This window comes from Salinivibrio sp. IB872 (genome assembly GCF_001995345.1).
GTDB lineage: Bacteria > Pseudomonadota > Gammaproteobacteria > Enterobacterales > Vibrionaceae > Salinivibrio > Salinivibrio proteolyticus.
On the sequence record NZ_MUFO01000002.1, the window covers coordinates 26,994 to 53,033 of the forward strand.

Sequence of the window (26,040 nt, forward strand, 5' to 3'; positions counted from 1 at the left end):
CCATGAGCGAATACCGGTATGCAGTGGTAGACCGTGCGGTGGTGCCCCACATCCTCTCCTTAGCCGACGACCATGAGGCCGCGTCGTGGTGTGTTTTTCAGCCTCCGGTGGATGACGCCTTTGCCCAGGTTGCCCCTTATTTGGTCGAACTTCCTCCTGCGCTTGAGGATTACCTGCAAACGCGCCGTGAGCCGTGGGGATTTATCTTTACCACCGAGCAACCAGCGAAGGTTGTGCTCAACCACCTAAGAGCCTTGCTCTCGGTGTACAAAGAAGGCAATCCGGCCCCCATTTTCTGTCGCTACTACGATCCGCGTATCATCTGGGCGCTGTTAGATGCATGCAAGGTGGCGCAACAGTACTATGTGTTTGGTCCCATGACAGCGATACAAACCGTGTACCCACAGGCGCGTGAGATGGCGCTCACGCCCATTAAAGTACATCGCCCGCTGACCGAGTTGGTCTTATCTGACAAGCAATATCAAGCAGTGCTCGACCAGTGCATGGTTAACCTCAAGCAAGATGTGCAAGAGATATTACAGGCGCTACCCACACCTGCTTCAGACGGTGACCCAGACAGAGGCGTATTCGCCGATACCCTAGTGACGCAATTAACCCAATGGGGCGTCACCGTCGTGACCGATATCAAAACCATCGCGTCCTTGTGTGTCTCGCACAATGTTTCCGATTGGGAGGCCTTGCCCGCCGCATGGCATGCCGAGCTTTCTCATTCCCAACTACCTGGCAGCTACCGTGTGAAAACATTGGTAGCCAAATTAGGAGGCCAACATGAGCTGTAATCATCCCCCCGGCGAGGCGTGTCATTGCAATCGCACCGAGCCTTGCCTGATTAGTTATGCGGTGACCGCAGGCGATAGCACACAAAAATATCGTGGTGGCGAAGTGATAGGCGAGCCGGTTGTTGTGATTGATGAAGGCGAGGGCGCAGAGGTTGACATTACCCTTGAAGGGAGTTGCCAAGACGCAAAACCGACCTGCCCGAACGGCTATGTGACCGATAATGACGCCTTTGCGAAAGATTTATCGGTTGGACAGAACAGTGGCATTACTGTGCGCTCCCCACAGACGGGCGCCTTTGGACTGTGGGATGCCTTAATGCTGATGTTGGCGGAAGACACCCAAGATGCGTTGCCTTATAAAACCTATCAGGTATGCGTGACGCAATGTGATGGCCAGCCACAAGAAGAAACCCATCTTATCTATGACATCCCCTTGATTGGTAGCATAGCCAAAGCCATCGTCGGTGTACTATCGAATGACAGTCTGTCTTTTAAGGTTTATCCCAAAGTTGTACTAAAAAGTGAACTAACGCTGTCCTACAAAAAAGAGACAGAAGAAAAATCGGATGAAGAGCGTTATGACGAGCGCACCGCGCGGTACGAGGAATATCTCAGAAACGGCGGCGCGGAAACGCATCATCGCACCGAGATCCCCAAGCATGAAATCAAAAAGAAATTTTCGCTGGAGGGAAGTCTCTCGATCAAAGAAGGCAGCACGGAAACGAAGTTTGGCACGGGGTTAACGTACGAAAGTAGCAACTACTTACACACGCGTAAACTGCAAGATGAATTTGAAAATATACGTGACCAATTAAAACTCATCTCCAGCATTATCGACACCGTCGGTATGATCAAGTCAGGCATGTATCGAGACACGGGCGAAGAAGACATCAAGCTGGTGACTTGGGAGTTTAAACCACCGGTGCTCAAATTGGGGGGCAGTCAAACCACCACACTCAGTGATAAAGGCCAGCTCATTACCATGGGTAAAACCACATTGGGCCTCGACCCCTTATTTGACTTTTCAATCACCTTGGATGTGATACTCGCGGCAGCCGCGTATTTTAAAATCAAAAACCTGGTGCAAAAGCTTCGCGAAGAGGCGAAAAAGCTGGAAGACAAGGTGAAAGCCGGTCAGCAAGGCGCCTATTTTGGCGCTGAGTTTTTTGTCATGGCCGCCACCAGTCTCAAAACCGAGGGCAGCATTGAATGTGTGCCTAATAAGTCGCCGACGTATGCCTTTGATGCCGAGCAGGCCGTCACAATGACCACCGAGATAGGGATACGAAGCGGCGTTAACGTCTGGGTGTTAGAGGGGCTGTTTGAATTGACAGGCGGTATTGTCGCCAATGCCAAGTGTGTACTTAAAGGCGGAGAGGATAAAACCGAGCTTATCTTCTGCCATGAAGGCATTAAGGCTTATGTCAAAATGAAGGTCACGTTTAGTAGTGGTAAAGATAAAACTACTCAGCGCAACCAAGGCGGCTTTGATGGCTGGGAGAGTGAGAACTCCGCGACCACAAGCGAAGAAGAAACACAAGAGTGGGTGTGGGTTGAGCCATTAAGCCCCAATGACTCCCCGTACCGCACCACATTATTTGGCAGCGAGTAATAGAGGATACCATGAGAGCCATAACGTTAATTTTAACTGTCATTTTATTAGCCGGATGTTTTGGAGATCAAGAAATGAGGCAAGCGAGAGAGCAGGTTTCAACCGTTGATATCGAGATTGATAAAGAAGGCGAGAACCCGCCTGTGTTGTACACCGCCAATATCAGCTCACAGACCATGTACTGCAATGGGTTGGTTAATGGTATTGATGCCATAGACAACCTGAGTTCGACCGCTGCCACTTTCTCTTCGGGGTTTAACGCTACCGCTTACTTACAGCCGGGTGAAAATCAAATAAACATGCGAGTTTTACCTTCGGGGGCGTACGAAGACGATTTTACTTATCGCGCGGACGATACCTGCCAAGTTACCCTATATGGCGCGTTTCCGGATGGTACTAAAAAAGAGATTTCTAACCTGACGGCCACGGTAGAAGACGGCAAACCGACGATTAAAGACTCCACCACCTATCCAGCCAACCACCAATCACCATTGGTTAATGTCGATGGCTCAGTTCGTGGCCCTGTGACTAAGTTTTCTCGTCCTATTCATATCAAAACCTTACCGCGTTGGCGCTGGGTAGATGCGACCCCGTTCGATGAAGATAACCCCAAGCACATGAAAATGCTGCGCCGTGCTTACAGTCACCTTATCACCTTACTCGAAAAGCGTGACTTTGAAGGGTTAAAAATGGCGTGGTCACTCTCGAATCGAGAGAAAGCGAAAGCCGAAGCCTATATGACCGAGCCGGATGAATTTTTTGATGTAATGGATTTACCGGGTAAATTTGAGCGAGCTGATGATGCGCGAGTTGAGCCAAGATTTGATTGGCATAAATATACAGTCAAAAGTTTTATGGATGGACGACTAGTCAGGTTGGAGGATGACATTGGTGACTCTCCTCTTCGCATTATTTCGTTAGAGCAAGATTCTCGCTATACGGCAACACCATTCTTCGCCATCATTGATGGCCGTATGGTGATTGCACGTTAAGGAGGCGCTATGCCAGGGGCAGCACGATTAGGCGATACCGCCGGCGGACATGGGTGTTTTCCGCCCACCGCAGTGACCAGCGCCAGCGCTGGGGTGATGATTAATGGCAAGCCGGCGGCAAGAGTGGGGGATACAGCGGCGCCACACGGCTGCCCATGCCCGAAAACCCCACATGGCTCTCATGGCCGCCAGATTGCCGCGGGCTCAACTGGGGTAATGATTGATGGTAAACCCGCCGCCCGTATTGGCGATGCGCTTAATTGTGGTGGCGTACTGATATCAGGCTCCGGGGATGTCATCATTGGCTAGGGGCGGCAACGCCTCTAGCTACTTCATTATCAGACATAAGCGAGCCGAGATGAAAAAGATTGCTACTGTACTCTGCCTGTTCTTACTCACCGGCTGTTGGAGTGATACAGAAATGATGCAAGCGAGAGAGCAGGTGTCGACCGTTGATATCGAGATTGATAATGAAGGCGAGAATCCGCCTGTGTTGTACACCGCCAATATCAGCTCACAGACCATGTATTGCAATGGGTTGGTTAATGGTATTGATGCTATAGACAACCTAAGTTCGACCGCTGCCACCTTCTCTTCGGGGTTTAACGCTACCGCCTACTTAAAGCCGGGCGAAAACCAAATAAACATGCGAGTTTTACCTTCGGGGGCGTACGAGGACGATTTTACTTATCGTGCGGATGATACCTGCCAGGTCACCCTGTATGGCGCCTTTCCAGACGGCACCAAAAAAGAGATTTCTAACCTGACGGCCACCGTAGAAGACGGCAAACCGACAATTAAAGACTCCACTACCTATCCGGCCAACCACCAATCACCACTGGTGAATGTCGATGGCTCAGTTCGTGGCCCTGTGACTAAGTTTTCTCGTCCTATTCATATCAAAACCTTACCGCGTTGGCGCTGGGTGGATGCCACCCCGTTCGATGAAAACAACCCCAAGCACATGAAAATGCTGCGCCGTGCTTACAGCTACCTTACCACCTTGCTCGAAAAGCGTGACTTTGAAGGGTTAAAAATGGCCTGGTCACTCTCGAACCGAGAGAAAGCGAAAGCCGAAGCCTATATGACCAAGCCGGATGAATTTTTTGATGTAATGGATTTGCCTGGAGATTTTGAACGGGCTTCTGATGTCCAAGCAGAACCAAGGCGCGAATGGCATGAGTACTCATTAAAGAGCCTTATGGATGGACGTTTAGTCAGATTAGAGGATCAACGTGGTATGTCTCCAATCAGATATGGCTCGGATGAATTAGATTTAATTACGAGTCTGGATCCGTTCTTTGCCATCATTGATGGTCGTATGGTCATTGCACGCTAAGGAGGCGCTATGCCAGGGGCAGCACGATTAGGCGATACCGCCGGCGGACATGGGTGCTTTCCGCCCACCGCAGTGACCAGCGCCAGCGCTGGGGTGATGATTAATGGCAAGCCGGCGGCAAGAGTGGGGGATGCAGCGGCGCCACACGGCTGCCCGTGCCCGAAAACCCCACATGGCTCTCATGGTCGCCAGATTGCCGCGGGCTCAGCTGGGGTAGTGATTGACGGTAAACCCGCTGCCCGCATTGGCGATGCGCTTAACTGTGGTGGCGTACTGATATCAGGCTCCGGGGACGTCATCATTGGCTAGGGGCGGCAACGCCCCTAGGTCATCTCACACAGTATTGAAAACTATCTTCAGTTATGACTTGTTCAATGGCTGATTAAGCACCGCTTGAATGGTCAATTGCACTTCCGGTGAAATCAGCCCGCATACCAAATCATTCAGTGCTTGGATGCGCTCATCATTGGCTTTGGCATCATCATCGAGATAGCCTTGCTCACGGAGCGTATCCACAAAGGTACTGAACACGCCTTTATCAAAAAACTCCGGCGCGTTGATCCCGTGTAGGCGGCTTAAACGCTGTGCCAACATTTGGCTGTGTTTTTCCAGATCACGCTTTTCAATATGCGGCTGGTGGGTGTACAAGGTCAACGTAATTGCATAGCGCTGCAAGGTTTCGACGATGGTACGCCCCAGCAATTGCAACTCACCCAGCTTGGCATTGTTCATGGTCACTTTATCGTCGTTACAACAAATCAGCGACTGTGCCTGCATGGCATGCAATAGCGCATCAAAGTAGCTATCTAAGCTGGCTTGGTCAAAACTCATAAACAGCTCGGCTTTGAGCAGCGGATACAGCTGCTGTACGCAGGCGCGTAAGCCACTTTGGCTGATGGTTTTGTGGGTGATCAGGATCTGCGCAATCAATGAAGGCAGCGCCACCAAATGGATCACGTTGTTGCGATAATAGGTCATCAAAATCGCTTGCTGACGGTTCAGCGAGATCACATCGCCCATGGTGTCTTTCTCGACCACAAACTTATTCAGTGACAACGCATGGTCGACTAAGTCCGCGGGACTGTCTTGCGGCACACTGCAACAGGCCGAATACGGCGCTTGTGTAAGCAGCTGTTGATACACCGCCAGTTGGGTCTCCAAAGCCTCGCGGCTTAAAGCGCGTTGACGGGAGGCCAGCAGCGCGGTGGCACAAAGAGTCAGGGCATTAGTGGCGGCCGCATCGTTAATCCGAGTCATCACTTTTTCAGCCAAGTCATTGACCACTGGGTTCATCCAAGCGGGTTTCTGCGGCTCGATCGGATTGATGTAATCATGCCAGTCCGGCACTTTGTCGTTTAGGTGTTGGTTCAGTGGAATAGGCTCGCCAAAGTTGACGTAACCCAGTCCGTAGTTACGCAGCTTGCGCACAATGCCTACCACTTGACCAAAGCTCTCTTTCTCTTTGCGTTGGCCTTGCAGCTCTTTGGCGTAGGTGCTGACCTCCATCACGTGCTCGTAGCCAATATAGACGGGCACCAAGGTGATTGGGCGTTGTTGACCGCGAAGCATGGCTTGCAAGGTCATGGCAAGCATCCCCGTTTTCGCCGGTAGCAAGCGACCTGTGCGTGAGCGGCCGCCCTCGGAGAAGTACTCGACCGAATAGCCGCGGGCAAATAACTCTGCCAGGTATTCACGGAAAACGGTGGAATACAGGCGGTTGCCTTTAAAGCTGCGACGAATAAAGAAGGCGCCACCACGGCGGAATAAGGGCCCAGCCGGGAAGAAGTTAAGGTTTACGCCGGCGGCAATATGCGGCGGTACCAGTCCTTCTTTGTACAGCACATACGACAGCAACAAGTAGTCCATGTGTGAGCGGTGGCAGGGCACATAGACTATTTCATGGCCGTCTTGCGCCAACTGACGCACGCGCTCGGCGTTGTTGACGTTGATGCCTTGATACAGCTTGTTCCACAACCAAGTCAGCAGGCGATCACTATAGCGAATCAAGCGATAGGAGAAGTTGGCGGCGATCTCTTCCATCATATCGACCGCTTCTTTGCGCACTTTCTCAACCGAAACATTGCGGCTTTGCGCTTCATCGTGAACCACTTTGTCGATCGCTTTCGAGGCCAGCAGACGCTTAAAGAGTAAGGCGCGATTCGGGAGGCGAGGTCCCGAGGCAGCGAGTTTTTGACGCGAGAAGTGGATCATCGCCACCCGCGCGAGCTTATGCGCGATCGCTTGGTCGGTGCCGTGCTTGTCGGCCATATAGCGTAGCGATACCGCTTGGCTGATACGCACCATGCCATCACGGCCACGGGTCAGAATCGTCCACAGTTTCTCAGGGCCATTCATGGCGCGCAAAATCGCTTGATCACGCTGCGTTTCGTTGCCCGGGTCCCGCTGCCACAGCACCGAGGCGGGGACGAGCTGAATATCTAGCTCACTGTCTTGGCGATGAAGGTTAAGTAAATCTTTAAAATGCGCCAACGAGCGGGCCGGTAAATCTTGCTGACCACTAAATACCTTGCGGCCGTGGCTAATAAACACGTAGCGCGGCAAGGTAGTATCCCCAATGGTGAGGGGTTTTAACGGATCAGGCAGCCCTTGACGCAAACAGGTTCGCCTAAGGGTCAGTAAATCCGTGTGGGAGTGAAACGGCAGCACATAGACGATGGGCCGTGTTAACGATAGGTTGAGCTGCTCAATAGGTTCGGATGGAATACAGTGGGTTTTTACCCATGCAGAGAGCGGCAAATTCAATAGCTTATAATAGAGTTTTTGCCAGAGAGCCATAACGGTTAGCGCCTCAAAATCAAAATGCGCGCCAAGGATAGCAGAAAAGTACAGCGAACTCGCAACGAAAGGTCGGGAAATTACGCTAACCCACCGTTTCAAGCCACAATGAGATCCGCTTCTCGCTGCGCGAATTAGGCCTTTTCAAGCATTTAATTACTGGATATACTCACAGTTMACTGTATAAAAAGACAGGTAAGAGCATGAAGCCGTTAACCGCGAGACAACAGCAGGTTTTTGATTTAATCAAAGCCCATATCGAAGAGACAGGGATGCCGCCGACCCGTGCCGAGATAGCTCGTCAGTTGGGTTTTCGTTCCGCGAACGCGGCGGAAGAGCATCTAAAAGCCTTAGCCCGTAAAGGGGTGCTGGAAATTATTCCCGGCGCGTCACGAGGTATTCGTCTGATTTGCGAAGAAGAAGTGGTCGCTCCAGAAGATCAAGGTTTGCCGCTGATTGGTCGCGTGGCGGCTGGTGAGCCAATATTGGCGCAAGAGCATGTCGAAAGTCATTACCAAGTTGACCCTGCCTTGTTCAAACCGCGCGCAGACTTTTTATTACGCGTCAACGGCATGAGCATGAAAGACATTGGCATCCTAGATGGCGATCTACTGGCGGTGCACAAGACCCAAGATGTGCACAATGGCCAAGTCGTTGTCGCTCGCGTTGATGACGATGTGACCGTGAAGCGTCTTGAGAAAAAAGGCGCGCAAGTGGTATTGCACGCTGAAAATGACGAATTTATGCCGATCTCGGTGGATTTAACCGCACAATCACTGACCATTGAAGGCGTGGCTGTGGGTGTGATCCGTAACGCCGATTGGATGTAATAGGTTTCTGGCACGGGCGCCGCTCGCCCGTGATTTGACCGCGGTTAAAAAAACACCTTTGCATTATTGCTCAGGCAAACGATAATTATTATCATCTGTAATTATCGTATGTGGAGGTGTCCGTGCGTACTCAACAGCATTCTGTTCCTAGCAAGCTATTTAAGCCGATGTGGCTGCGCAGCCGTGAGAGCCTTACCGATGATGGGGTGATTTACGATCCGGWGGCGGCTGCAGCCTGTCAGGGATGTGTTCTCCAGCCCGAATGTGATTGGCACAACTTGGATCAAACCCAGTTGCTTTATGCCACGCTTACCAGTCAATGTGATGCGATTGTAAAACAATTCTTAGCCCAGCATCCCACCGCGTGGATTATCAACGTGGGAGGCGGACTCGATACCCGTTTTTACCGTCTCGACAATGGCCGTTGCCGTTGGCTAGAGGTAGATGTCGACGAAACCTTACTCTGGCGTGAGCGACTCTTTCATACCAGTGAACGGTTTCGGATGGTGCAGGGCTCGGTCAGGCAGCTTGATTGGCTGGATCAGTTAGCGGTACCTGCCGGTCACCCCACCATGCTAATTTGTGACCAAGCCTTACTAGAGTGCAGTAACCGCGAAATTTCAGCCTTTTGCCATCATATCAGCCGCCACTTTCCGCAAATGGAAGCATGTTTAGTGCTGGCGGGGGACAAATGTCATACCCGCATGGGACAAAAGTTGGGCTGCGAACAGTACCAACATGGTTTTGCCGACCCGAGAATGGCGATCGTGAACGCGTTGCCGTGGGCGTGCCGCGTAGAAGAAAAATCACCGCTCGATAAACCCTGTCCCCGTTGGCGGTTGTGGCAACGTGCATTAGCGGCCATGCCACGCTATCGTCTCCGTTTCACACCTGTTGTCCTTCATATCGAGTTATAGCTTTTCGCACTATCGTTTTTCTGCCGTCGTGCTCACACAAGGTGGGCACGTGTCTGGCTTTATGATCTTTTTCGCCGCGATTTTTTGTCCTTTTCGCCATCCTTGCCTAACTTAATTGTAAATAAAACGTTAACTATCGTTAGTGATTGTATCTGTGCGTATTCTCGCCAGCGTCAGTCATGAGTGAGGCAGGAGGAAGCCGTGTTGAGGCGCCGATTACTACTTTTGATAGGGACAATGCTCCTTCCTGCAGTGGGTGTGCATGCTGCAGAACGAGAAGGTTGGAACCTCACCCAAGGGGTCACGGCCATCAGTCAGCAGGTGTATGACCTGCACATGACCATCTTTTATATCTGCGTTGCGATTGGTGTGCTGGTGTTCGGGGTGATGTTTTGGGCCATTATCCGCCATCGTAAATCCAAAGGCGCTAAACCTGCCTCATTCCATGAAAGCACCAAGGTAGAAATTGCGTGGACGCTCGTGCCGTTTTTGATTTTGGTGGGTATGGCGATTCCGGCCACCCAAGTGTTACTCGATATGGAAGACACCACCGAGCCGGAGCTCACGGTGCAGGTCACGGGCTCACAATGGAAGTGGCATTACCGCTATTTTGACCATGACGTTGCCTTTTTTTCTCTGCTTGCCTCCAGCCCCGAACAAATCCGCAATGAAAGACAAAAGCGTGACACCTATTTACTCGAGGTCGATCAGCCTCTGGTGTTGCCAGTCGGGCGCAAGGTGCGCTTTTTAATCACCTCACAAGATGTGATTCATTCGTGGTGGGTGCCCGCCTTTGCGGTGAAGAAAGACGCTAACCCCGGTTTTATTAATGAGGCGTGGACCAAAATTGATAAGCCCGGCATTTATCGCGGCCAATGTGCAGAGCTGTGCGGTAAAGACCACGGCTTTATGCCGATTGTGGTGATCGCCAAGCCGCAAGAGGAATTTGATGCTTGGGTGCAAAAAACGGCGCTAGCACAGCAAAAAGCGCGCGAAGAGGAGCAACGCTTGCTGGACATGGAAATGCCGATGGATGAGCTGATGGCGCTTGGCAAGCAAGTGTATGACAGCCGCTGTGGCATGTGTCACCAAAGCGAAGGACAAGGGATGCCGGGCGTGTTCCCCGCGTTGGCCGGCGCTGAGATTGCCATTCAGCCGGATAGGTTGGTCGATCATATTGATATTGTCGTCAACGGCAAAGCAGGTACCGCCATGCAAGCGTTTGGTCCGCAATTGTCGCTCAAAGAATTGGCGGCGGTGGTGACTTATGAGCGCAATGCGTGGGGCAATGACACCGGTGATACCGTACAAGCTGCGCAAATCAACGCGGTGAAGTCAGGTGAAGATCTTTAGGAGCGCGTGATGACAGATACTACCCCAGATACCTTGCATGACGATCATCACCACAAACCGCGTGGGATCATGCGTTGGGTGTTGACCACCAACCACAAAGATATTGGCTCCATGTATCTGATTTTTAGCTTCACCATGTTTTTACTGGGTGGGGCGATGGCGATGGTTATTCGTGCTGAGCTTTTCCAGCCCGGTCTGCAACTGGTTGAGCCTAACTTTTTCAACCAAATGACTACAGTACACGGCCTGATCATGGTGTTTGGCGCGGTGATGCCCGCGTTTACCGGTTTGGCTAACTGGATGGTGCCGATGATGATAGGGGCGCCGGACATGGCGCTGCCGCGGATGAATAACTGGAGTTTTTGGATCCTGCCGTTCGCGTTCTTACTGCTTATTGGTTCCTTGTTTATGGAAGGCGGCGGCCCTAACTTTGGCTGGACGTTTTACGCACCGCTGTCGACCACTTATAGCCCAAACAGTACCGGCCTGTTTGTCTTCGCCCTGCATATCATGGGGATCAGCTCAATCATGGGGGCCATCAATGTGATTGTCACCATCACCAATATGCGTGCGCCGGGCATGACCTACATGAAAATGCCGCTGTTTGTTTGGACGTGGCTGATCACGGCCTTTTTGTTGATTGCGGTAATGCCGGTATTGGCAGGGGCCGCCACCATGGTGCTTACCGATAAGTATTTTGGCACCAGCTTTTTTGATGCCGCGGGGGGCGGCGATCCTGTGATGTTCCAGCATATTTTCTGGTTCTTTGGTCACCCCGAGGTCTACATCATGATTTTGCCCAGCTTTGGCATTATCTCGGCCATTGTCCCTGCGTTTTCACGGAAGCGCCTGTTCGGCTATAGCTCGATGGTGTATGCCACCGCCTCGATTGCGGGGTTAAGCTTTTTGGTATGGGCGCACCATATGTTCACCACTGGGATGCCTGTGTTTGCCGAATTGTTTTTCATGTTCTGCACCATGCTGATCTCGGTGCCGACTGGGGTGAAAGTCTTTAACTGGGTCGCCACCATGTGGCGGGGATCCTTGACCTTTGAAGTACCCATGTTGTTTGCAATTGCCTTTATTGTGCTGTTCACCATCGGCGGGTTTTCGGGCTTGATGCTGGCAATCACGCCGGTCGATTTTCAGTATCACGATACTTATTTTGTGGTGGCGCACTTCCACTATGTGCTGGTTTCGGGGGCGGTGTTCTCGATTATGGCCGCGGCTTACTACTGGCTCCCCAAGTGGACCGGCCATATGTTTAATGAAACCTTAGCCAAGTGGCACTTTTGGTGCTCGGTGATTTCGGTCAATGTGCTTTTCTTCCCCATGCACTTTCTGGGACTGGCGGGGATGCCACGCCGGATCCCCGATTATGCGCTGCAATTTGCGGACGTGAACGCCATTGTCAGCATCGGTGGCTTTGCCTTTGGCTTATCACAACTTATTTTCCTCGCGGTGGTGATCAAATGCGCGCGTGGCGGTGAGCCTGCTGCGGCGAAGCCGTGGGAGGGTGCCGAAGGGCTGGAGTGGACTGTGCCTTCACCGGCACCGTATCACACCTTTGAGACACCACCGGATCTAGAGGAGACGCGCCATGGCCACTGAGTCTGCGCGCTCGGTGCGCCGCTTACTGCTGCTCGCAGTGGTGATGTTTGGCTTTGCCTTTGCCTTAGTGCCTTTGTATGACGTGTTCTGTGACGTTACTGGGATCAATGGTAAAACCGACAATGAGGCCGCCGCATCCAGTGCGGGTATTGACCAAGATCGCTTGGTGACCATTGAATTTATTGCCTACATCAACCCGGGGATGCGCTGGACGTTCGAGCCCCAAGTTAAACGTATGCAGGTGCATCCCGGTGAAACCCATACCATCAACTACCTAGCCACCAACAATGCGCGCTATGACACCATCGGCCAAGCGGTGCCTTCGGTCTCACCCGGGATAGCCGCGCAATACTTGAACAAAATTGAATGCTTTTGTTTTAACCGTCAGCCTTTACCGCGTGGCGAGGATGCGGCTTTGCCCCTCGTGTTTTACGTGGATCCTGAGCTGCCGGATGACATTAACCACTTAACGCTGGCCTACACCTTGTTTGATGTGACCGCCAGCGCCAAGGAATAAGGAGGCGCTCATGGCGACGCCTGAACGTTATTATGTCCCTGCGGCGAGTATTTGGCCGATTGTTGGTGCGGTGGCGCTGTTCCTGATTGCCGCTGGCGCAGGTGCCACGGTGGGCGGTTTATTTGGTGGCAATGGCCCTTGGCTGTTGCTGGCCGGCACCGTACTTATTTTGGTTATGCTCACCGGTTGGTTTCGCGACGTGATCCGCGAATCCATGCAAGGGCTGTACTCGGCCCAAATGGACCGCTCTTTTCGCCAAGGAATGAGTTGGTTTATTTTCTCTGAAGTGATGTTTTTTGGCGCCTTTTTTGGTGCGCTCTTTTATGCCCGCTTTATCGCCGTTCCGTGGCTGGGGGGGGCGAGTAACAATGCGATGACGGCCGCGGTATTGTGGCCAGATTTCGTCGCTCAGTGGCCACTCACTTTAACCCCGGGCGGGATTGAAACCACCGCGATGCCCGCGATGGGGTTACCGCTGTTAAACACCTTTATCCTCCTGACCTCTTCTGTGACGCTCCAGATTGCCCATACCGCGATGGAGAAAAACCAACGGGGGCGAATTAAAAGCTTCCTATTGGCCACGGTGTTATTAGGCGCATTGTTTATGTTTTTTCAGGGCGAAGAATATATCCATGCTTACCAAGAAATGGATCTACGTCTCGACTCTGGGGTCTATGGCAACACCTTTTATTTATTAACTGGGTTTCATGGCCTACACGTTACATTAGGCACCATCATGTTGTTTGTGATTTGGTTACGTGTATTACGCGGCCACTTCACGCCGACACAACACTTTGGTTTTCAAGCCAGTGCTTGGTATTGGCACTTTGTTGATGTGGTGTGGTTATGCTTGTTCGTTTTTGTATACATCTTATAGCTCAATAGGGGCGTGGGTTGGGGGTAATCCAGCCCATTGAGAGCGCCAATAAAAGCAGTAAGAAGATACAGACGGAAAATAAAACGCGACGGCCCAAAAAGCGAGATAAAGGCACGGAGCGATCGCCATTGAGCAAGACAGGAATGGCACGAAATAAGTTAAATAAAATAAAGATCAGCAAACAAATCAGAATAGCTTTGACCAGCATAAGCGCTCCTTAGCGCAATAGGTAATCATGAAACAAGGACGGCGAATGGGGTTTCTGATATTGACTTTGGTTGTGGTCGCGCTACTCGTCAAGTTAAGTCATTGGCAATGGACGCGTGGCGTGCAAAAAGCCCAGCACTTGGCACAGTTTGATGCCAATCAAGCCCCCAACTCACTTTCAGGCATGGTGCGAAAAGGCCAACGGTTGGCGCTCGACGGCCAGTTTCGCCCTGAATTTGCCGTGTGGCTGGATAATCAGACCCACCAAGGTCAGGTTGGCTATCGCCTTTTTCTTCCTTTTGTGCCGAGCCAACAGCCATCGCCGAGTCAACAGCCATCGCCGAGTCAACAGCCATCGCAATGGTGGCTGGTGGAATTGGGCTGGGTGGCCGCGCCAGCATTGCGCCGCTTGCCGGCCGTGCCCGCGTTGGCATCGCGCTACCAGCTGTCTGGCTTTGTCGATACACCCTCTGAGCGGGTGGTACTCAAGGAAGAAACGGCATCGCACGCCTGGCCCGCTCGGGTTCAGCGCATTGATTTAAAAGTACTTAACGCCCAACTGACAACGCTGAATACGCAGTGGTTGATACGGACAGAAACATTGATGGATGTGACCACGCCGAGTCGGGATGCCTTGGCGCAAGCGGGGATTACGCCGGTGTGGCAGCCGGTGGTGATGCCACCGGTAAAACATTATGGCTATGCCTTGCAATGGGCACTCATGGCGCTCGCAGTCAGTATTGGCGCGGGCATCTGGTGGTACAAAACAAAACAGAGGGAAGCGGTGTGAAAGGACGCATGACGCTCCTAGCATTGATTGGTATTTTTGTCCTGCCTGTGGTGGTGGCGAAATTGGTGCTAGAGCAAAGCTGGTATGAAAAAGGGGTCACTAATTACGGACAGTTTCTCGCTGAGCCGGCGACCTTGAATTGGTTGCCTGAGCAAGGTCATTGGCGATTAATATACCGAGTGCCAGAGCAATGTGATTCGGTATGTGAGCAAGCCCTGTTTCAGTTAACACAAATTCCGATTGCGGTCGGCAAAGAGCGCGATCGGGTCACTAGCGTGGCACTGACAAGCTCGACCCCTAACGCACCGGAGGTACTGACATGGCAAATCCTGACGACGGAGCAGGCGCAGGCATGGCAGCAGCAAGCATTTGATAAAAATACCATTTATCTTAGCGATCCGATGAATAATGTGGTGCTGGCCTATCCTGTCAGTGACGATAAAACGAAGTGGGTGGCGCAAGGCAAAGGTTTATTGCGTGATCTCAAACGGCTTCTTAAATTGTCGAAGGTAGGCTGATTATGGCAACGCGTCGCTACCAACTCGCCGTCTTATCTACACTGATACTGGCCGTGCTGGTGGTTGGGCTTGGCGCGTTTACCCGCCTTACTGAAGCGGGGCTGGGCTGCCCAGACTGGCCCGGATGCTATGGCCATTTGGCAGTACCGGCCAGTGAAAGCGCGCAATCGGTCGCCATGTCGCGTTTTCCTGATGCGCCGCTTGATATCAATAAAGCATGGAATGAAATGTTGCACCGCTACGTGGCGGGCACCTTAGGGCTGGCGATTTTTGCGTTGGCGTGGATCAGCTGGCGACGTCCTGACTATCAGGCTTTACGACCACTGACCACCTTGCTCAGTGTAGTGGTCATCGCGCAAGCCGCCCTAGGGATGTGGACCGTGACTTTAAGTTTGATGCCGGTGGTGGTGATGGCGCACTTACTCGGTGGTTTCACCACGGTATGCTTGCTAGTTTGGCTGGCGGTGGCGACAGGCGCGCTCCGATTGCCTGTGTTTTCGATGTCGTCATCGGCGCGCCGCGTGGGCACGTTGGCTTTGGTCGCGGTGATTGTGCAAATCGGTCTCGGTGGCTGGACCTCCGCCAACTATGCCGCCACCGTCTGCACTCAGCTACCTATCTGCGAAAGCCCTTGGTGGCAGCTTTTCACCCCCTCCGCTTTTCATCCCGTCAGTCCTCTTAGCGAAACCTATCAATTTGGCGTGCTGAACCATGCCGAGCGGGTGACCATTCATGCCACCCACCGTCTGGGCGCCATGGTGGTCACTGTATTAGTGCTCGCTTGGGCATGGATGCTGTGGCGTGCTGGGGGGCGCGCGCTGGCAATGGCAGTGAGTGGTGTGCTGGCGATGCAAATTACGTTAGGGGTGACCAATGTGGTTGCGCTACTGCCGCTGAGTGTGGCGGTGGCACACAACTTAGGGGGATTATCACTGTTGGTTACGTTGCTGATCACTCGGCGTTTATCTCTTTCCTCGTCACTATCCCAAGGAGCTCGTGATGGCACAGTTTCAACGTACCGCTAGTGTTTCGACACGGGTTGGCGCCAATTGGCGTGATTATTACGAGCTGACCAAACCGCGTGTGGTTGCTATGTTGCTTCTCACCGCGTTGGTGGGCATGTGCTTAGCCACTCCCGGCTGGCCACCTTGGTCGGCGGTGCTGGTGGGATTATTTGGCATTGGTGCGCAAGCCAGTGCCGCGGCGGTGTTTAATCACGTTATCGACTGGAAAATTGACACGAAAATGCAGCGTACCCGCCATCGCCCCGTAGCCGAGGGACGAGTCAGTCAAGGCGCCGCGTTGGCCTTTGCGGTGATACTGATGGTGATGGGATTCATTGCCTGTTGGTGGCTGAACCCGCTCACGGCTTGGCTAACGTTTGCCAGTCTAGTCGGGTATGCGTTGGTGTATACCCAATGGCTTAAACCCGCGACCCCGCAAAATATCGTGATTGGCGGGTTGGCGGGTGCAATGCCGCCTTTGCTAGGCTGGACCGCGGTGACCGGAGAGCTTCACGCCCACGCGCTGCTGCTGGTGATGATCATTTTTACGTGGACGCCGCCTCACTTTTGGGCGTTAGCGATACATCGCCGCCATGATTATGCCAAAGCCGATGTGCCGATGCTGCCTGTCACTCATGGGGTAGGGTTTACCCAAACTATGGTCTTGCTTTACACCCTACTGCTGGTCATCGTGGGCATTTTCCCTTGGCTGACCGGGATGAGTGGTTGGTTGTATCTGGTAGGGGCGACCACGTTAAATCTGGTCTTTGTCGGTTACGCTTGGCGACTGAAAACCCAGTCGCAAAAAGGCATCGCGTGGCAGACCTTTAAGTTCTCGATATGGCATATCTTCGCGACCTTTGTGGTGCTCCTTGCCGACCACGCGTTGCGCTATTAAGGGGCTACTTTAGCCCTTGCGCCGACAGCACGGTGGCTTTGTCGGCGACAAAAGACACTTTGATATGCTTACCATCGCCGCCCCACACACAGTGGGTTAAGCCCATGGTGTCGTCGCATTGGCTAGGCTCGCCAATGTGGCTCACAACCGCGTCATAGCTCATGCCCACTTCGAGCTGATCGTAGTTTTGCTTGGTCACTTTCGAGCAACCCGCTAGCAATACCGCCAACACACAGGCAAAAAATACACGCATAACCTTTCCTTTTTTACAGAGGTGATGAGCCTAGTTGGCGCAATGCAACTGATGCAGTGCAATGGCCGCTCGTCGATTAGATTGTCGCAATGGTACACTGCTGCATCGATAAGGGCCACCCGCTGACCTTGCCGGTTATCGCTGCAATCGTGTTCTTTATCAAAAATGATACATCATCCTGACGCATAGCGTGGCGTCCAATATTGAGAACGAGGAAGTATGTGGCAGTCTCTCACTCAGCGTGAGCTTCATTGGCGGGTCTTATCGCTGGCTTTACCTATGGTGATCTCCAATATCACCGTCCCCCTGTTAGGGTTAGTGGATGCCGCGGTGATCGGCCACTTAGACCATGCATGGTATTTAGGTGGTGTGGCGGTTGGCAGCACCATGATAAATGTGACCTTTTGGCTGTTGGGCTTTTTGCGTATGGCGACCACCGGGTTTACCGCGCAAGCCTATGGCGCGAGTGATAACCGTGAGTTGGCGGCCACCTTTGTGCGTGGCGCGTCCTTAGCGGGCTTGCTGGCTGTACTGTTGATCGCGCTGCATGTGCCTATTTTAGAGGGGGTGATGCACTTTAGTGATGCCAGCGCCGAGGTGAAACATTACGCGAGCCAGTACTTCTCCATTCGGATCTTTAGTGCGCCGGCGACCTTGATGAACTTGGTGATCATGGGTTGGCTACTGGGGGCGCAAAATGCGCGCCAGCCGATGTGGCTGCTGATTGTGGTTAACAGTGCCAATATTGTCCTTGATTTGCTGTTTGTGGTGGGTCTCGATATGAAAGTCGAAGGAGCTGCTGCAGCGAGTGTGGCTGCCGATTATCTCGGCCTCATGTTGGGGCTCTATTTTGTCAAAGGTATCTGGCAATCGCGTCAGTTACCGACCGTTCGGTCGGTGTTTGAGCGCGGGCTAACTGGGATGAGCCGCTTGCTTAAGCTTAATCGAGACATCTTTTTACGCAGCCTTAGCTTGCAGTTGGCGTTTACCTTTATGACCTTCCAAGGGGCGACGCTCGGCGATGACATTGTGGCCGCCAATGCGGTGCTGATGAGTTTTCTGATGCTGATTTCTTTTGCAATGGACGGCTTTGCCTATGCGATGGAGGCAATGGTGGGTAGAGCGATTGGCGCGCAGAGCAAGTCTGCGTTGTTGGTGTCATTGATAGGTAGCACGTTTTGGTCGTTGGTGATTTGCCTGGCTATCACGCTGGCATTTGGTGTGGCAGGCCGTCACATCATTGCGCTGATTTCTGACATCGAGGCGGTGCGTGACCAAGCGGCGCGTTATTTACCTTGGCTAGTGGCCATGCCTTTAGTGTCGATGTGGTGCTTTTTGCTCGATGGTATCTTTATTGGTGCGACGCGGGGTAAAGACATGCGCAATGGGATGTTCGTCGCCACCGCCGGCTTTTTTGTTGCATGGTGGCTAGCGCAAGATTGGGGCAATCACGCCCTGTGGTTAGCGATGCTTACTTTTATGGCGCTACGAGGGCTCAGTCTCGCGGTGTGCTTTGTTTACCACTGGCGACGAGATAGCTTTTTTGACGTCACGCACTGAGACCTATCAACAAAAAAACAGGCCAGTTGGCCTGTTTTTGCGATGGAAGGGCAGCGTCTTAATAGTAAGAGTGATCGCCACGCGCGTGCTCGGTCACATCGCGCACACCCTTTAGCTCGCCGCTGAACTCGGCCAGCAACTGCTTTTCGATCCCTTCTTTTAAGGTCACGTCTACCATTGAACAGCCATTGCAACCGCCACCGAATTGCAAAATCGCCACGGCGTCATCGGTGATTTCAATCAAGTTAACATGGCCGCCATGGCTGGCAAGCTGTGGGTTGACTTGGCTTTGAATCACGTAATCAACACGCTCCATCAAAGGCGCATCGGAGGCCACTTTCCGCATTTTCGCATTCGGTGCTTTCAGCGTCAGCTGTGAGCCCATTTTATCGGTGACAAAGTCGATTTCCGCTTCGTCTAAAAACGGTAGGCTTAGCTCATCAATGAAAGCAGAGAAGCCGTTGAATTTGAGTTCGGTATCGCTGCTTTCTACTGCTTCGGGTGGACAATAAGAAACACCGCACTCGGCGTTTGGCGTGCCTGGGTTAACCACAAACACGCGAATATTGGTGCCCTCGGGCTGTTGCTCAAGCAACTTCACAAAGTGGCTTTGTGCATTTTCTGAAATTTTGACTTCTGACACGACAAATACCTGACTAATCCAGTGTGTTTTGTACAGTGTACTCCGGTTTTTACTTGCTATCACCCCTTGTTCAATGTGGCTAATTTATGGTCACTGCGGTTTATCTCAAGGGAGCTTGGTCCGCGCAATACAATAAATATCGACCCGTTTCGCACCCGCTCGGCGCAACAAACGGCAAAGTTGACTGACCGTTTCTCCGGTTGTCACCACGTCGTCGACAAGCGCAACATGCTCTGCCGGCAATGCACCGTGCAAGCGAAATGCCCCGCGCAGGTTCTTCAGTCGCGCAGATCTATCCAACCCTTGCTGAGGCGAGGTATGGCGAGTACGCCTTAGATAGTGATTGACGACTTGGCTGCCGAGCCGCTGTTGTAGCGCCCATGCCAGATGGGCGCTTTGGTTAAAGCCGCGTTGTAGCCGTCGCCGCCAGTGTAAGGGAACAGGCAGTAAGACTGGGGCTGGCGTGTCGATTTTCTCGCTGAGCAGCGTGGCGAACGGAAGGGCGATCTCGAAGTCTCCTTGATATTTAAAGCGGTGAACCAAATCAGGGAGCGGGTCGAGGTAGGCACTGATCGCGGTAAGCGTATGCCACGCAGGTGGATGGCTGAGGCACTGACCACAATGTGTTTGAGGGGTGAGCACCGGCAAGCCACAACATTGACACCCGTAGGCCTGATGATGTTTATCCCAGCACGCATCGCAGCACAAGGTGTGATCGGCAGGGAGGGATAAGCGACACACGGGGCACTGATGGGGCAAAGATTTGCCCCTAATGCTTTGCCAAACGCCAGCAAGGCGAGGGGGATGAATTGCTGGTATCATAGCCATCCTGATGAAAAAGAGTACAAAGGCAGTGTAAAGCATGGCGTTATGTGATTGGCAATCTTACGGACAAGGCCCCGATCTGGTTCTCATTCATGGTTGGGGAATGAACAGTGCTGTTTGGTCGCTTATCTTGCCGTACCTCACTGCAAACTACCGAGTTCATTGTGTTGACTTGCCCGGATTTGGGTTGAGCCCCGCACAGCCGGGGCTTGATTTAGAACAACTGGCACAAGTGTTGCTTAAAGAATCACCAGCGCAAGCAACTTGGTTGGGCTGGTCACTGGGCGGATTGGTGGCCACGCAAGCGGCCCTGCTCGCGCCCCATCGTTTGACGGGGCTCGTGACGGTCGCAAGCTCACCCAAGTTTGTCGCGGAACCGGGATGGCGAGGCATTAAACCCGCGGTGCTGAATGCATTTGCCTCACAGCTTGAGCAGGATTTTTCTTTGACCGTGGAGCGATTTATGGCGTTGCAGGCCATGGGGTCGCCCACTGCGAAGAAAGACATTAAAGCGCTCAAGCAGGCAGTGTTTTCACGACCTGCACCGGATCCTCAGGCTCTGGCCGATGGTTTGCAAATACTGGCTTCGGCGGATTTACGTCAAGCATGCCAGTCAATTCGCTTACCTTGGCTGCGGTTGTACGGTCGCCTCGATGGTTTGGTGCCTGTCGCCGTGGCGGGACAGATGGACGCTTGGTTACCGCATTCACCGAGTGAGGTGTTTGCACACAGTGCCCATGCCCCTTTTGTCACTGAGCCTGACGGTGTGGTAGACAGGCTCACCGCCTTTCTGGCAACCAATTGCCGCCCTGACTGCGCGCGCTGAACGATTTTTGGCAGAATTGACTAAATCTTGTCATTCCTCTGCCGATAAGTTAACTATGTCACTTGCTCTGGTATGAGGAGAGACCATAATGAACGTAGGCAACGTTGGGCAGTCTCAGGCCTATCATCCACAGTCGATGAAGCCAAAATCGCCGCCGCAAACGCAACCAAATGCGGACAAAGAGGTCAAAGATACAAAGCCCGCTGAGACAGCGGCCACCCCAGCGGTGAAAGACGTCAAGGATGCGAAAGCAGCCAAAAACGCTGAAGGCGTTGACAAGTCTAAAGAGAAATCATCGGTCGAATCCTTTACTTATGGCGCGTTGGGCATGGACCATCCGGAAAAAGTGAAGGAAAACGATGATACCGCCTATAACGCAGGACAATTTTTGTCTGCGCTGGGAACAATAGGCACAATACTCGCGGTTGTCGTCTAAACTATAAGGAGACGAGGCCGGACTGACAACGAGGCCTTCAGCTGATGTTGGGAGGTAGCATCAGATGAATATATCGCCAGCAAGCGTCAGTATCCCAACTGTCGCGCCATCGGTGAACCCGCCAACTGAGCAAGTTGCGCGGGAAAATCGCGTGCGCGAAAAAATTGTTCCGACCAAACAGCCGCCCGCGTTGGATCATGAAAAACCAGCGACGGAGCAAGACAAGCAACTGCGTAATCCGTCGTGGGATCCGTCGCAGCACCCCAATTATTCTTTCGACTATACCCCCGAGTCATTTAAAGACGCCGACTACAACGGCGCCAATGTTGCTAACCGCATTGATGCTATCACTCGTAGCGAGCCCGGAGACGAGGCGCGACCAGAAAACGGCTATCCGTTGGGGCTCAAAATGCCCGAAGAGGTGTTGGAGAAAATTGAGCAGCTGCAAAGATTTGAACGCACACGTGCGGTGGTCGCGATGCGCTACCAGCAAGCGACCGTGGCGAATATGCCATCAGAAGTATTAATTGTGATTTAAGCTCGGTCCGTTGAGCCGATTGACGTTAAAGCCCCGCCAAGACGAACGGGGCTTTTTTGCGTCATTAAGAGCGCTTGGCGCGGGCAAAGGCATCTGCCATGCTCCCGCCGATAGGTTTGGCGGGTTGACGAGGCGCCTTGCGTGATGGGCGATGCTGTCCCGCTTTGTGGTTATCGCCTTGCCCTTGGGGCGCACTGTCGCCTGAAGGGGTATCGTCCAAACGCATGGATAAGCCAATCCGTTTGCGTGGTACATCCACCTCCATCACTTTGACTTTAACCACATCTCCGGCTTTGACCACATCGCGAGGGTCACTGACAAAGCGATTCGATAGGGCGGAGATGTGCACCAAGCCGTCTTGGTGAACCCCGACATCGACAAAGGCGCCAAAGTGCGTCACGTTGGTCACCACGCCTTCCAGTTGCATTCCGGGCTTCAGGTCGCTGACTTGATTGATGCCTTCCGCAAAGGTGGCGGTCTTAAACTCAGGACGCGGGTCGCGGCCGGGTTTTGCCAACTCGTTAAGCACGTCGGTAACCGTGATTGCCCCAAAGCTGTCATCTGCAAACTCTTTCGCGTTCAGGCTTTGCAAGAAACGGCTGTTACCGACGAGTGCCTCGACGGCTTTGCCGGTTTTCTCCGCAATACGTTTGACCAAAGAATAGGTTTCTGGGTGAACGCCAGAGCGATCCAGCGGGTTGGCACCGTCCATTACCCGTAAAAAGCCCGCACATTGCTCGAATGCTTTAGGGCCAAGACGCGGCACTTTTAGCAGGGTTTTACGATCGCCAAAGCGGCCATTTTCATCACGAAAAGCGACAATATTTTGCGCCATGGTTTGGCTTAAGCCAGCGACACGAGTCAGGAGTGGCGCCGATGCACTGTTCAGATCCACGCCGACCGCGTTCACGCAGTCTTCGACCACCGCATCGAGTTTTTTGGCAAGCTGACTTTGAGAGACATCGTGCTGATATTGGCCTACACCAATCGATTTCGGGTCAATTTTAACCAGTTCGGCCAGTGGGTCTTGCAGGCGGCGGGCGATAGAAACGGCACCACGCAGCGAGACATCAAGGTCGGGAAATTCATTCGCAGCTAATTCCGATGCCGAATACACCGAGGCACCCGCCTCACTGACCATGACGGTCTGAATGGCTAAGCCGGCCTGACTCAGCATGGTTTTGGCAAACGCTTCGGTCTCGCGGGAGGCGGTGCCGTTGCCGATTGCGATGAGGTTGACCTGATGACGTTTAATTAAATTGAGCACCGTTTTGCTCGCCCCATCTACGTCGTGACGCGGGGCGGTAGGATAAATGGTGGCGGTATCGAGCAATTTCCCTGTACCGTCGACCACGGCCACCTTACAGCCGGTACGCAAACCCGGATCAATGCCGAGCGTACAGCGTGGGCCCGCGGGAGCGGCCATCAGAACGTCTTTCAGGTTGGCGGCAAAGACATCAATGGCGTCGCTTTCGGCCCGCTCTTTCAAACTGGCCATAAGCTCAGTCTCAAGGTGCATAAGTATTTTGACTCGCCACGCGAACGCGATAACTTGCTTACGCCAACGATCGGCGGGCGCACTGCCCAAGGATAAGCCGTAATGCTCGGCAATCATGGTTTCGCAGATACTGCCTTTGCTGTCTGCTTCTTGGTCTGGGTCAGCGACTAAGGCCAGTTGCAAGACGCCTTCGTTGCGGCCACGTAGCATGGCCAAGGCGCGGTGAGAAGGCACTTTAGCGATCGGCTCTTGATGATCGAAGTAGTCTTTAAATTTCGCCCCAGCCTCTTCTTGGCCTGTGACAACACTTGCGCGTAACACCGCGTATTGGTTGAGATATTGACGAATTTTATCGAGCAAGGCGGCATCTTCAGCGAGGCGTTCCATCATGATGGCGCGAGCGCCGTCGAGTGCTGCCTTGGTGTCGGCGATGCCTTGCTCGGGATTGAGATAGGATTGGGCGAGCGTGTCAGGATCGTGCGACGCGTCTTGCCATAAGGCCTCGGCCAAGGGTTCTAGGCCTGCTTCAATGGCAATCTGTCCTTTGGTACGACGCTTGGGTTTATAGGGCAGATAGAGATCTTCCAAGCGGTTCTTGCTGTCTGCCGCCAAAATGTCGCGACGCAAGCTATCGGTCAGTTTACCTTGCTCATCAATCGATTTTAGGATGGTATCACGCCGAGCCTCCATTTCGCGCAAGTACACTAAGCGTGTTTCCAGCGTGCGCAGTTGGCTGTCATCCAGCCCTTGGGTGGCTTCTTTTCGATAGCGAGCAATAAAGGGGACGGTATTTCCGTCATCGAGCAGCGCAACGGCGGTTGCGACCTGGTTGGGTGAGACATTGAGCTCTTTAGCCAGGGTTTGAGTCAGTTGACTGTGCATGCATATCCTTTTGTAAACAAGCACGGCAGCACCGCAGCACTGCCATTGAATCTGTTTCTTTGACCCTTGTGGTCGTTAAGGTTCCCGTGAGTCGGTCTCGGTTGGGTAAGTGATTGTATTGACGAACCAATGCTTCTCGCCTTCAGGGGTTCTGACCACCACCTCATCATCGACCGCTTTTTTGAGCAGGGCGCGCGCCATGGGCGCATCAATCGAGATGTAGTCTTTACGATCGTAAATCTCATCAGGGCCAACAATCCGAAAGCGTTTGATATCGCCCGCCTCGTTTTCAATTTCTACCCAAGCGCCAAAAAAGACCCGCCCTTCTTGTTGGGGTGAGTAGTCGACAATGGTGAGTTCATTCAGCCGCTTGCGCAGATAACGGACGCGGCGGTCAATTTGTCGCAGCAAGCGCTTGTTGTAGGTGTAGTCGGCATTCTCTGAGCGGTCGCCTAAACTTGCCGCCCAACTGACAATTTTGGTGATCTCTGGGCGTTTTTCATGCCACAGGTGGTCATGTTCCGCTTTGAGTGCGTTAAACCCTTCACGGGTGACCAGTTTGGTTTTCACGCAGCGTCTCCTTAACCCTCGCGAAGCCTCAATAAGTGATGCAATTTCAACGAGCAAATTACAAGAACCGAGCAAGCTTGTCGAGGCAACACTCGGTAACAATTTCTTCGTTGTTTCGTGGCGGAACCATCAGTGTCAATCCGCGCAAATGTGGCAAAATCCGGTATGATTACAGCAATGACTGCTTGATTTGTCGGCAGATAACCGCATTGAGTATGAGGGTTAACCATGCAAGAAAACTATAAAATCCTAGTGGTGGATGATGATATGCGTCTGCGTTCGCTACTGGAGCGTTACCTAACTGAGCAGGGCTTCCAAGTGCGCAGTGTGGCCAATGCCGAACAGATGGATCGCTTGCTCGCGCGGGAAGCCTTTCACCTGATGGTCTTGGATCTGATGCTGCCAGGTGAGGATGGCTTATCTATCTGCCGCCGTTTGCGTCAGGCGAACAACCAATTACCGATTTTAATGCTCACCGCAAAGGGTGATGAAATTGACCGCATTGTCGGATTAGAAGTGGGCGCGGACGATTACTTGCCCAAGCCATTTAACCCACGGGAGCTATTGGCGCGCCTCCGTGCTGTCTTGCGCCGCCAAACCATTGAAGCGCCGGGCGCACCGAGTGCAGACACCAAGGTGGTCGAATTTGGCGAGTTTCGCCTCAACCTCGGTACACGGGAGATGTTCCGTAATGACGACCCGATGACGTTAACCTCGGGCGAATTTGCGGTCCTTAAAGCCTTGGTGACCAATGCGCGCGAGCCGTTATCACGCGACAAGCTGATGAATATGGCGCGCGGACGTGAGTACTCCGCGATGGAACGCTCCATTGACGTGCAAATCTCGCGATTGCGCCGCATGATTGAAGAAGATCCGAGCAAGCCACGCTATATCCAGACCGTGTGGGGACTGGGCTACGTGTTTGTCCCTGACGGCGAGGTATAAGCG

At 52.8% G+C, this 26,040-nt stretch carries 28 protein-coding genes; 21 read left to right on the forward strand and 7 right to left on the reverse strand.

Annotation, left to right across the window (positions count from 1 at the left end):
* Positions 1-2 precede the first annotated feature (2 nt).
* From BZJ18_RS01095 to BZJ18_RS01120, 6 genes are all read left to right on the forward strand, one after another.
* Positions 3-800: a DUF4123 domain-containing protein gene (locus BZJ18_RS01095; RefSeq protein ID WP_077455010.1), complete on the forward strand. Its 798-nt coding sequence runs from the start codon at positions 3-5 to the stop codon at positions 798-800.
* Positions 790-2,412, forward strand: a complete 1,623-nt coding sequence (locus BZJ18_RS01100; protein ID WP_077455011.1) for a hypothetical protein — start codon at positions 790-792, stop codon at positions 2,410-2,412. The genes BZJ18_RS01095 and BZJ18_RS01100 overlap by 11 nt, the downstream gene beginning before the upstream one ends.
* Positions 2,413-2,615: 203 nt before the next feature.
* Positions 2,616-3,404: a glycosyl hydrolase family 26 gene (locus BZJ18_RS01105; protein ID WP_077455143.1), complete on the forward strand. Its 789-nt coding sequence runs from the start codon at positions 2,616-2,618 to the stop codon at positions 3,402-3,404.
* Between the two features lie 9 nt (positions 3,405-3,413).
* On the forward strand, positions 3,414-3,713 hold the full coding sequence (locus tag BZJ18_RS01110; RefSeq protein ID WP_077455012.1) for a PAAR domain-containing protein: 300 nt from the start codon (positions 3,414-3,416) through the stop codon (positions 3,711-3,713).
* Positions 3,714-3,954: 241 nt separating this feature from the next.
* Positions 3,955-4,743 carry a glycosyl hydrolase family 26 gene (locus BZJ18_RS01115; protein WP_077455144.1) on the forward strand — a complete coding sequence of 263 codons (789 nt, stop codon included), beginning with the start codon at positions 3,955-3,957 and terminating at the stop codon, positions 4,741-4,743.
* A 9-nt stretch (positions 4,744-4,752) separates the two neighbouring features.
* On the forward strand, positions 4,753-5,052 hold the full coding sequence (locus tag BZJ18_RS01120; protein WP_077455013.1) for a PAAR domain-containing protein: 300 nt from the start codon (positions 4,753-4,755) through the stop codon (positions 5,050-5,052).
* A 51-nt stretch (positions 5,053-5,103) separates the two neighbouring features.
* On the opposite strand, the gene plsB is transcribed toward BZJ18_RS01120, so the two are convergent.
* Positions 5,104-7,539: a glycerol-3-phosphate 1-O-acyltransferase PlsB gene (gene plsB / locus BZJ18_RS01125; RefSeq protein ID WP_077455014.1), complete on the reverse strand. Its 2,436-nt coding sequence runs from the start codon at positions 7,537-7,539 to the stop codon at positions 5,104-5,106.
* Between the two features lie 203 nt (positions 7,540-7,742).
* Here plsB and lexA point away from each other — a divergent pair, with 203 nt between their 5' ends.
* The 6 genes from lexA to BZJ18_RS01155 all read left to right on the forward strand — a co-directional run bounded on the left by lexA (position 7,743) and on the right by BZJ18_RS01155 (position 13,644).
* Complete coding sequence (gene lexA / locus BZJ18_RS01130; RefSeq protein WP_069589035.1) at positions 7,743-8,369, forward strand: transcriptional repressor LexA; 627 nt, start codon at positions 7,743-7,745, stop codon at positions 8,367-8,369.
* Between the two features lie 122 nt (positions 8,370-8,491).
* The gene (locus tag BZJ18_RS01135) at positions 8,492-9,286 is read left to right on the forward strand and encodes a class I SAM-dependent methyltransferase (RefSeq protein WP_338013054.1); all 795 of its coding nucleotides are present in this window, start codon (positions 8,492-8,494) and stop codon (positions 9,284-9,286) included.
* 237 nt (positions 9,287-9,523) lie between these two features.
* Positions 9,524-10,639: a cytochrome c oxidase subunit II gene (gene coxB / locus BZJ18_RS01140; protein WP_077455015.1), complete on the forward strand. Its 1,116-nt coding sequence runs from the start codon at positions 9,524-9,526 to the stop codon at positions 10,637-10,639.
* Between the two features lie 9 nt (positions 10,640-10,648).
* Complete coding sequence (gene ctaD / locus BZJ18_RS01145) at positions 10,649-12,250, forward strand: cytochrome c oxidase subunit I (RefSeq protein ID WP_077455016.1); 1,602 nt, start codon at positions 10,649-10,651, stop codon at positions 12,248-12,250.
* The gene (locus tag BZJ18_RS01150) at positions 12,240-12,767 is read left to right on the forward strand and encodes a cytochrome c oxidase assembly protein (protein WP_077455017.1); all 528 of its coding nucleotides are present in this window, start codon (positions 12,240-12,242) and stop codon (positions 12,765-12,767) included. Before ctaD ends, BZJ18_RS01150 begins: the two co-directional genes overlap by 11 nt.
* A 10-nt stretch (positions 12,768-12,777) precedes the next feature.
* The gene (locus BZJ18_RS01155; RefSeq protein ID WP_077455018.1) at positions 12,778-13,644 is read left to right on the forward strand and encodes a cytochrome c oxidase subunit 3; all 867 of its coding nucleotides are present in this window, start codon (positions 12,778-12,780) and stop codon (positions 13,642-13,644) included.
* A gap of 1 nt (position 13,645) precedes the next feature.
* Here the strand turns inward: BZJ18_RS01155 and BZJ18_RS01160 are convergent, their stop codons facing one another.
* Complete coding sequence (locus BZJ18_RS01160) at positions 13,646-13,852, reverse strand: DUF2909 family protein (RefSeq protein WP_077455019.1); 207 nt, start codon at positions 13,850-13,852, stop codon at positions 13,646-13,648.
* Between the two features lie 45 nt (positions 13,853-13,897).
* On the opposite strand from BZJ18_RS01160, the gene BZJ18_RS01165 reads away from it, so the two are divergent.
* Genes BZJ18_RS01165 through cyoE form a run of 4 tightly spaced genes read left to right on the forward strand, consistent with a single transcriptional unit; the run spans position 13,898 to position 17,061 of the window.
* On the forward strand, positions 13,898-14,641 hold the full coding sequence (locus BZJ18_RS01165) for an SURF1 family protein (RefSeq protein WP_158011239.1): 744 nt from the start codon (positions 13,898-13,900) through the stop codon (positions 14,639-14,641).
* An 8-nt stretch (positions 14,642-14,649) separates the two neighbouring features.
* A complete protein-coding gene (locus BZJ18_RS01170; RefSeq protein WP_077455146.1) occupies positions 14,650-15,159 on the forward strand; it encodes a hypothetical protein in 510 nt (169 codons plus the stop codon).
* A gap of 2 nt (positions 15,160-15,161) precedes the next feature.
* Entirely contained in the window at positions 15,162-16,184 is a 1,023-nt protein-coding gene (locus BZJ18_RS01175; protein ID WP_077455021.1) for a COX15/CtaA family protein, read from the forward strand.
* On the forward strand, positions 16,159-17,061 hold the full coding sequence (gene cyoE, locus BZJ18_RS01180) for a heme o synthase (RefSeq protein WP_077455022.1): 903 nt from the start codon (positions 16,159-16,161) through the stop codon (positions 17,059-17,061). Before BZJ18_RS01175 ends, cyoE begins: the two co-directional genes overlap by 26 nt.
* 4 nt (positions 17,062-17,065) lie before the next feature.
* On the opposite strand, the gene BZJ18_RS01185 is transcribed toward cyoE, so the two are convergent.
* Entirely contained in the window at positions 17,066-17,314 is a 249-nt protein-coding gene (locus BZJ18_RS01185; protein ID WP_069589015.1) for a DUF3862 domain-containing protein, read from the reverse strand.
* Between the two features lie 219 nt (positions 17,315-17,533).
* On the opposite strand from BZJ18_RS01185, the gene dinF reads away from it, so the two are divergent.
* Complete coding sequence (gene dinF / locus BZJ18_RS01190) at positions 17,534-18,874, forward strand: MATE family efflux transporter DinF (protein ID WP_077455023.1); 1,341 nt, start codon at positions 17,534-17,536, stop codon at positions 18,872-18,874.
* A gap of 58 nt (positions 18,875-18,932) precedes the next feature.
* Here the strand turns inward: dinF and nfuA are convergent, their stop codons facing one another.
* Together nfuA and BZJ18_RS01200 are read right to left on the reverse strand one after the other, a co-directional pair.
* Positions 18,933-19,517 (reverse strand): Fe-S biogenesis protein NfuA, encoded by a 585-nt coding sequence (gene nfuA, locus BZJ18_RS01195; RefSeq protein WP_077455024.1) that lies wholly within the window; start codon positions 19,515-19,517, stop codon positions 18,933-18,935.
* A 105-nt stretch (positions 19,518-19,622) separates the two neighbouring features.
* Positions 19,623-20,339, reverse strand: a complete 717-nt coding sequence (locus tag BZJ18_RS01200) for a ComF family protein (RefSeq protein ID WP_077455025.1) — start codon at positions 20,337-20,339, stop codon at positions 19,623-19,625.
* Between the two features lie 40 nt (positions 20,340-20,379).
* Between BZJ18_RS01200 and bioH the strand changes: the two genes are divergently transcribed.
* The 3 genes from bioH (at position 20,380) to BZJ18_RS01215 (ending at position 22,142) form a co-directional block, all read left to right on the forward strand.
* Positions 20,380-21,168: a pimeloyl-ACP methyl ester esterase BioH gene (bioH, locus tag BZJ18_RS01205; RefSeq protein WP_077455026.1), complete on the forward strand. Its 789-nt coding sequence runs from the start codon at positions 20,380-20,382 to the stop codon at positions 21,166-21,168.
* Between the two features lie 136 nt (positions 21,169-21,304).
* A complete protein-coding gene (locus BZJ18_RS01210) occupies positions 21,305-21,604 on the forward strand; it encodes a hypothetical protein (RefSeq protein ID WP_420876425.1) in 300 nt (99 codons plus the stop codon).
* Between the two features lie 64 nt (positions 21,605-21,668).
* Complete coding sequence (locus BZJ18_RS01215; RefSeq protein WP_069589003.1) at positions 21,669-22,142, forward strand: ATP-dependent Lon protease; 474 nt, start codon at positions 21,669-21,671, stop codon at positions 22,140-22,142.
* A 64-nt stretch (positions 22,143-22,206) separates the two neighbouring features.
* Here the strand turns inward: BZJ18_RS01215 and BZJ18_RS01220 are convergent, their stop codons facing one another.
* The gene (locus BZJ18_RS01220) at positions 22,207-24,522 is read right to left on the reverse strand and encodes a Tex family protein (protein ID WP_077455028.1); all 2,316 of its coding nucleotides are present in this window, start codon (positions 24,520-24,522) and stop codon (positions 22,207-22,209) included.
* Positions 24,523-24,597: 75 nt separating this feature from the next.
* Positions 24,598-25,092 carry a transcription elongation factor GreB gene (gene greB / locus BZJ18_RS01225; RefSeq protein ID WP_069588996.1) on the reverse strand — a complete coding sequence of 165 codons (495 nt, stop codon included), beginning with the start codon at positions 25,090-25,092 and terminating at the stop codon, positions 24,598-24,600.
* Positions 25,093-25,320: 228 nt separating this feature from the next.
* On the opposite strand from greB, the gene ompR reads away from it, so the two are divergent.
* Positions 25,321-26,037 carry an osmolarity response regulator transcription factor OmpR gene (gene ompR, locus BZJ18_RS01230; protein ID WP_069588994.1) on the forward strand — a complete coding sequence of 239 codons (717 nt, stop codon included), beginning with the start codon at positions 25,321-25,323 and terminating at the stop codon, positions 26,035-26,037.
* The last annotated feature ends 3 nt before the right edge of the window (positions 26,038-26,040 follow it).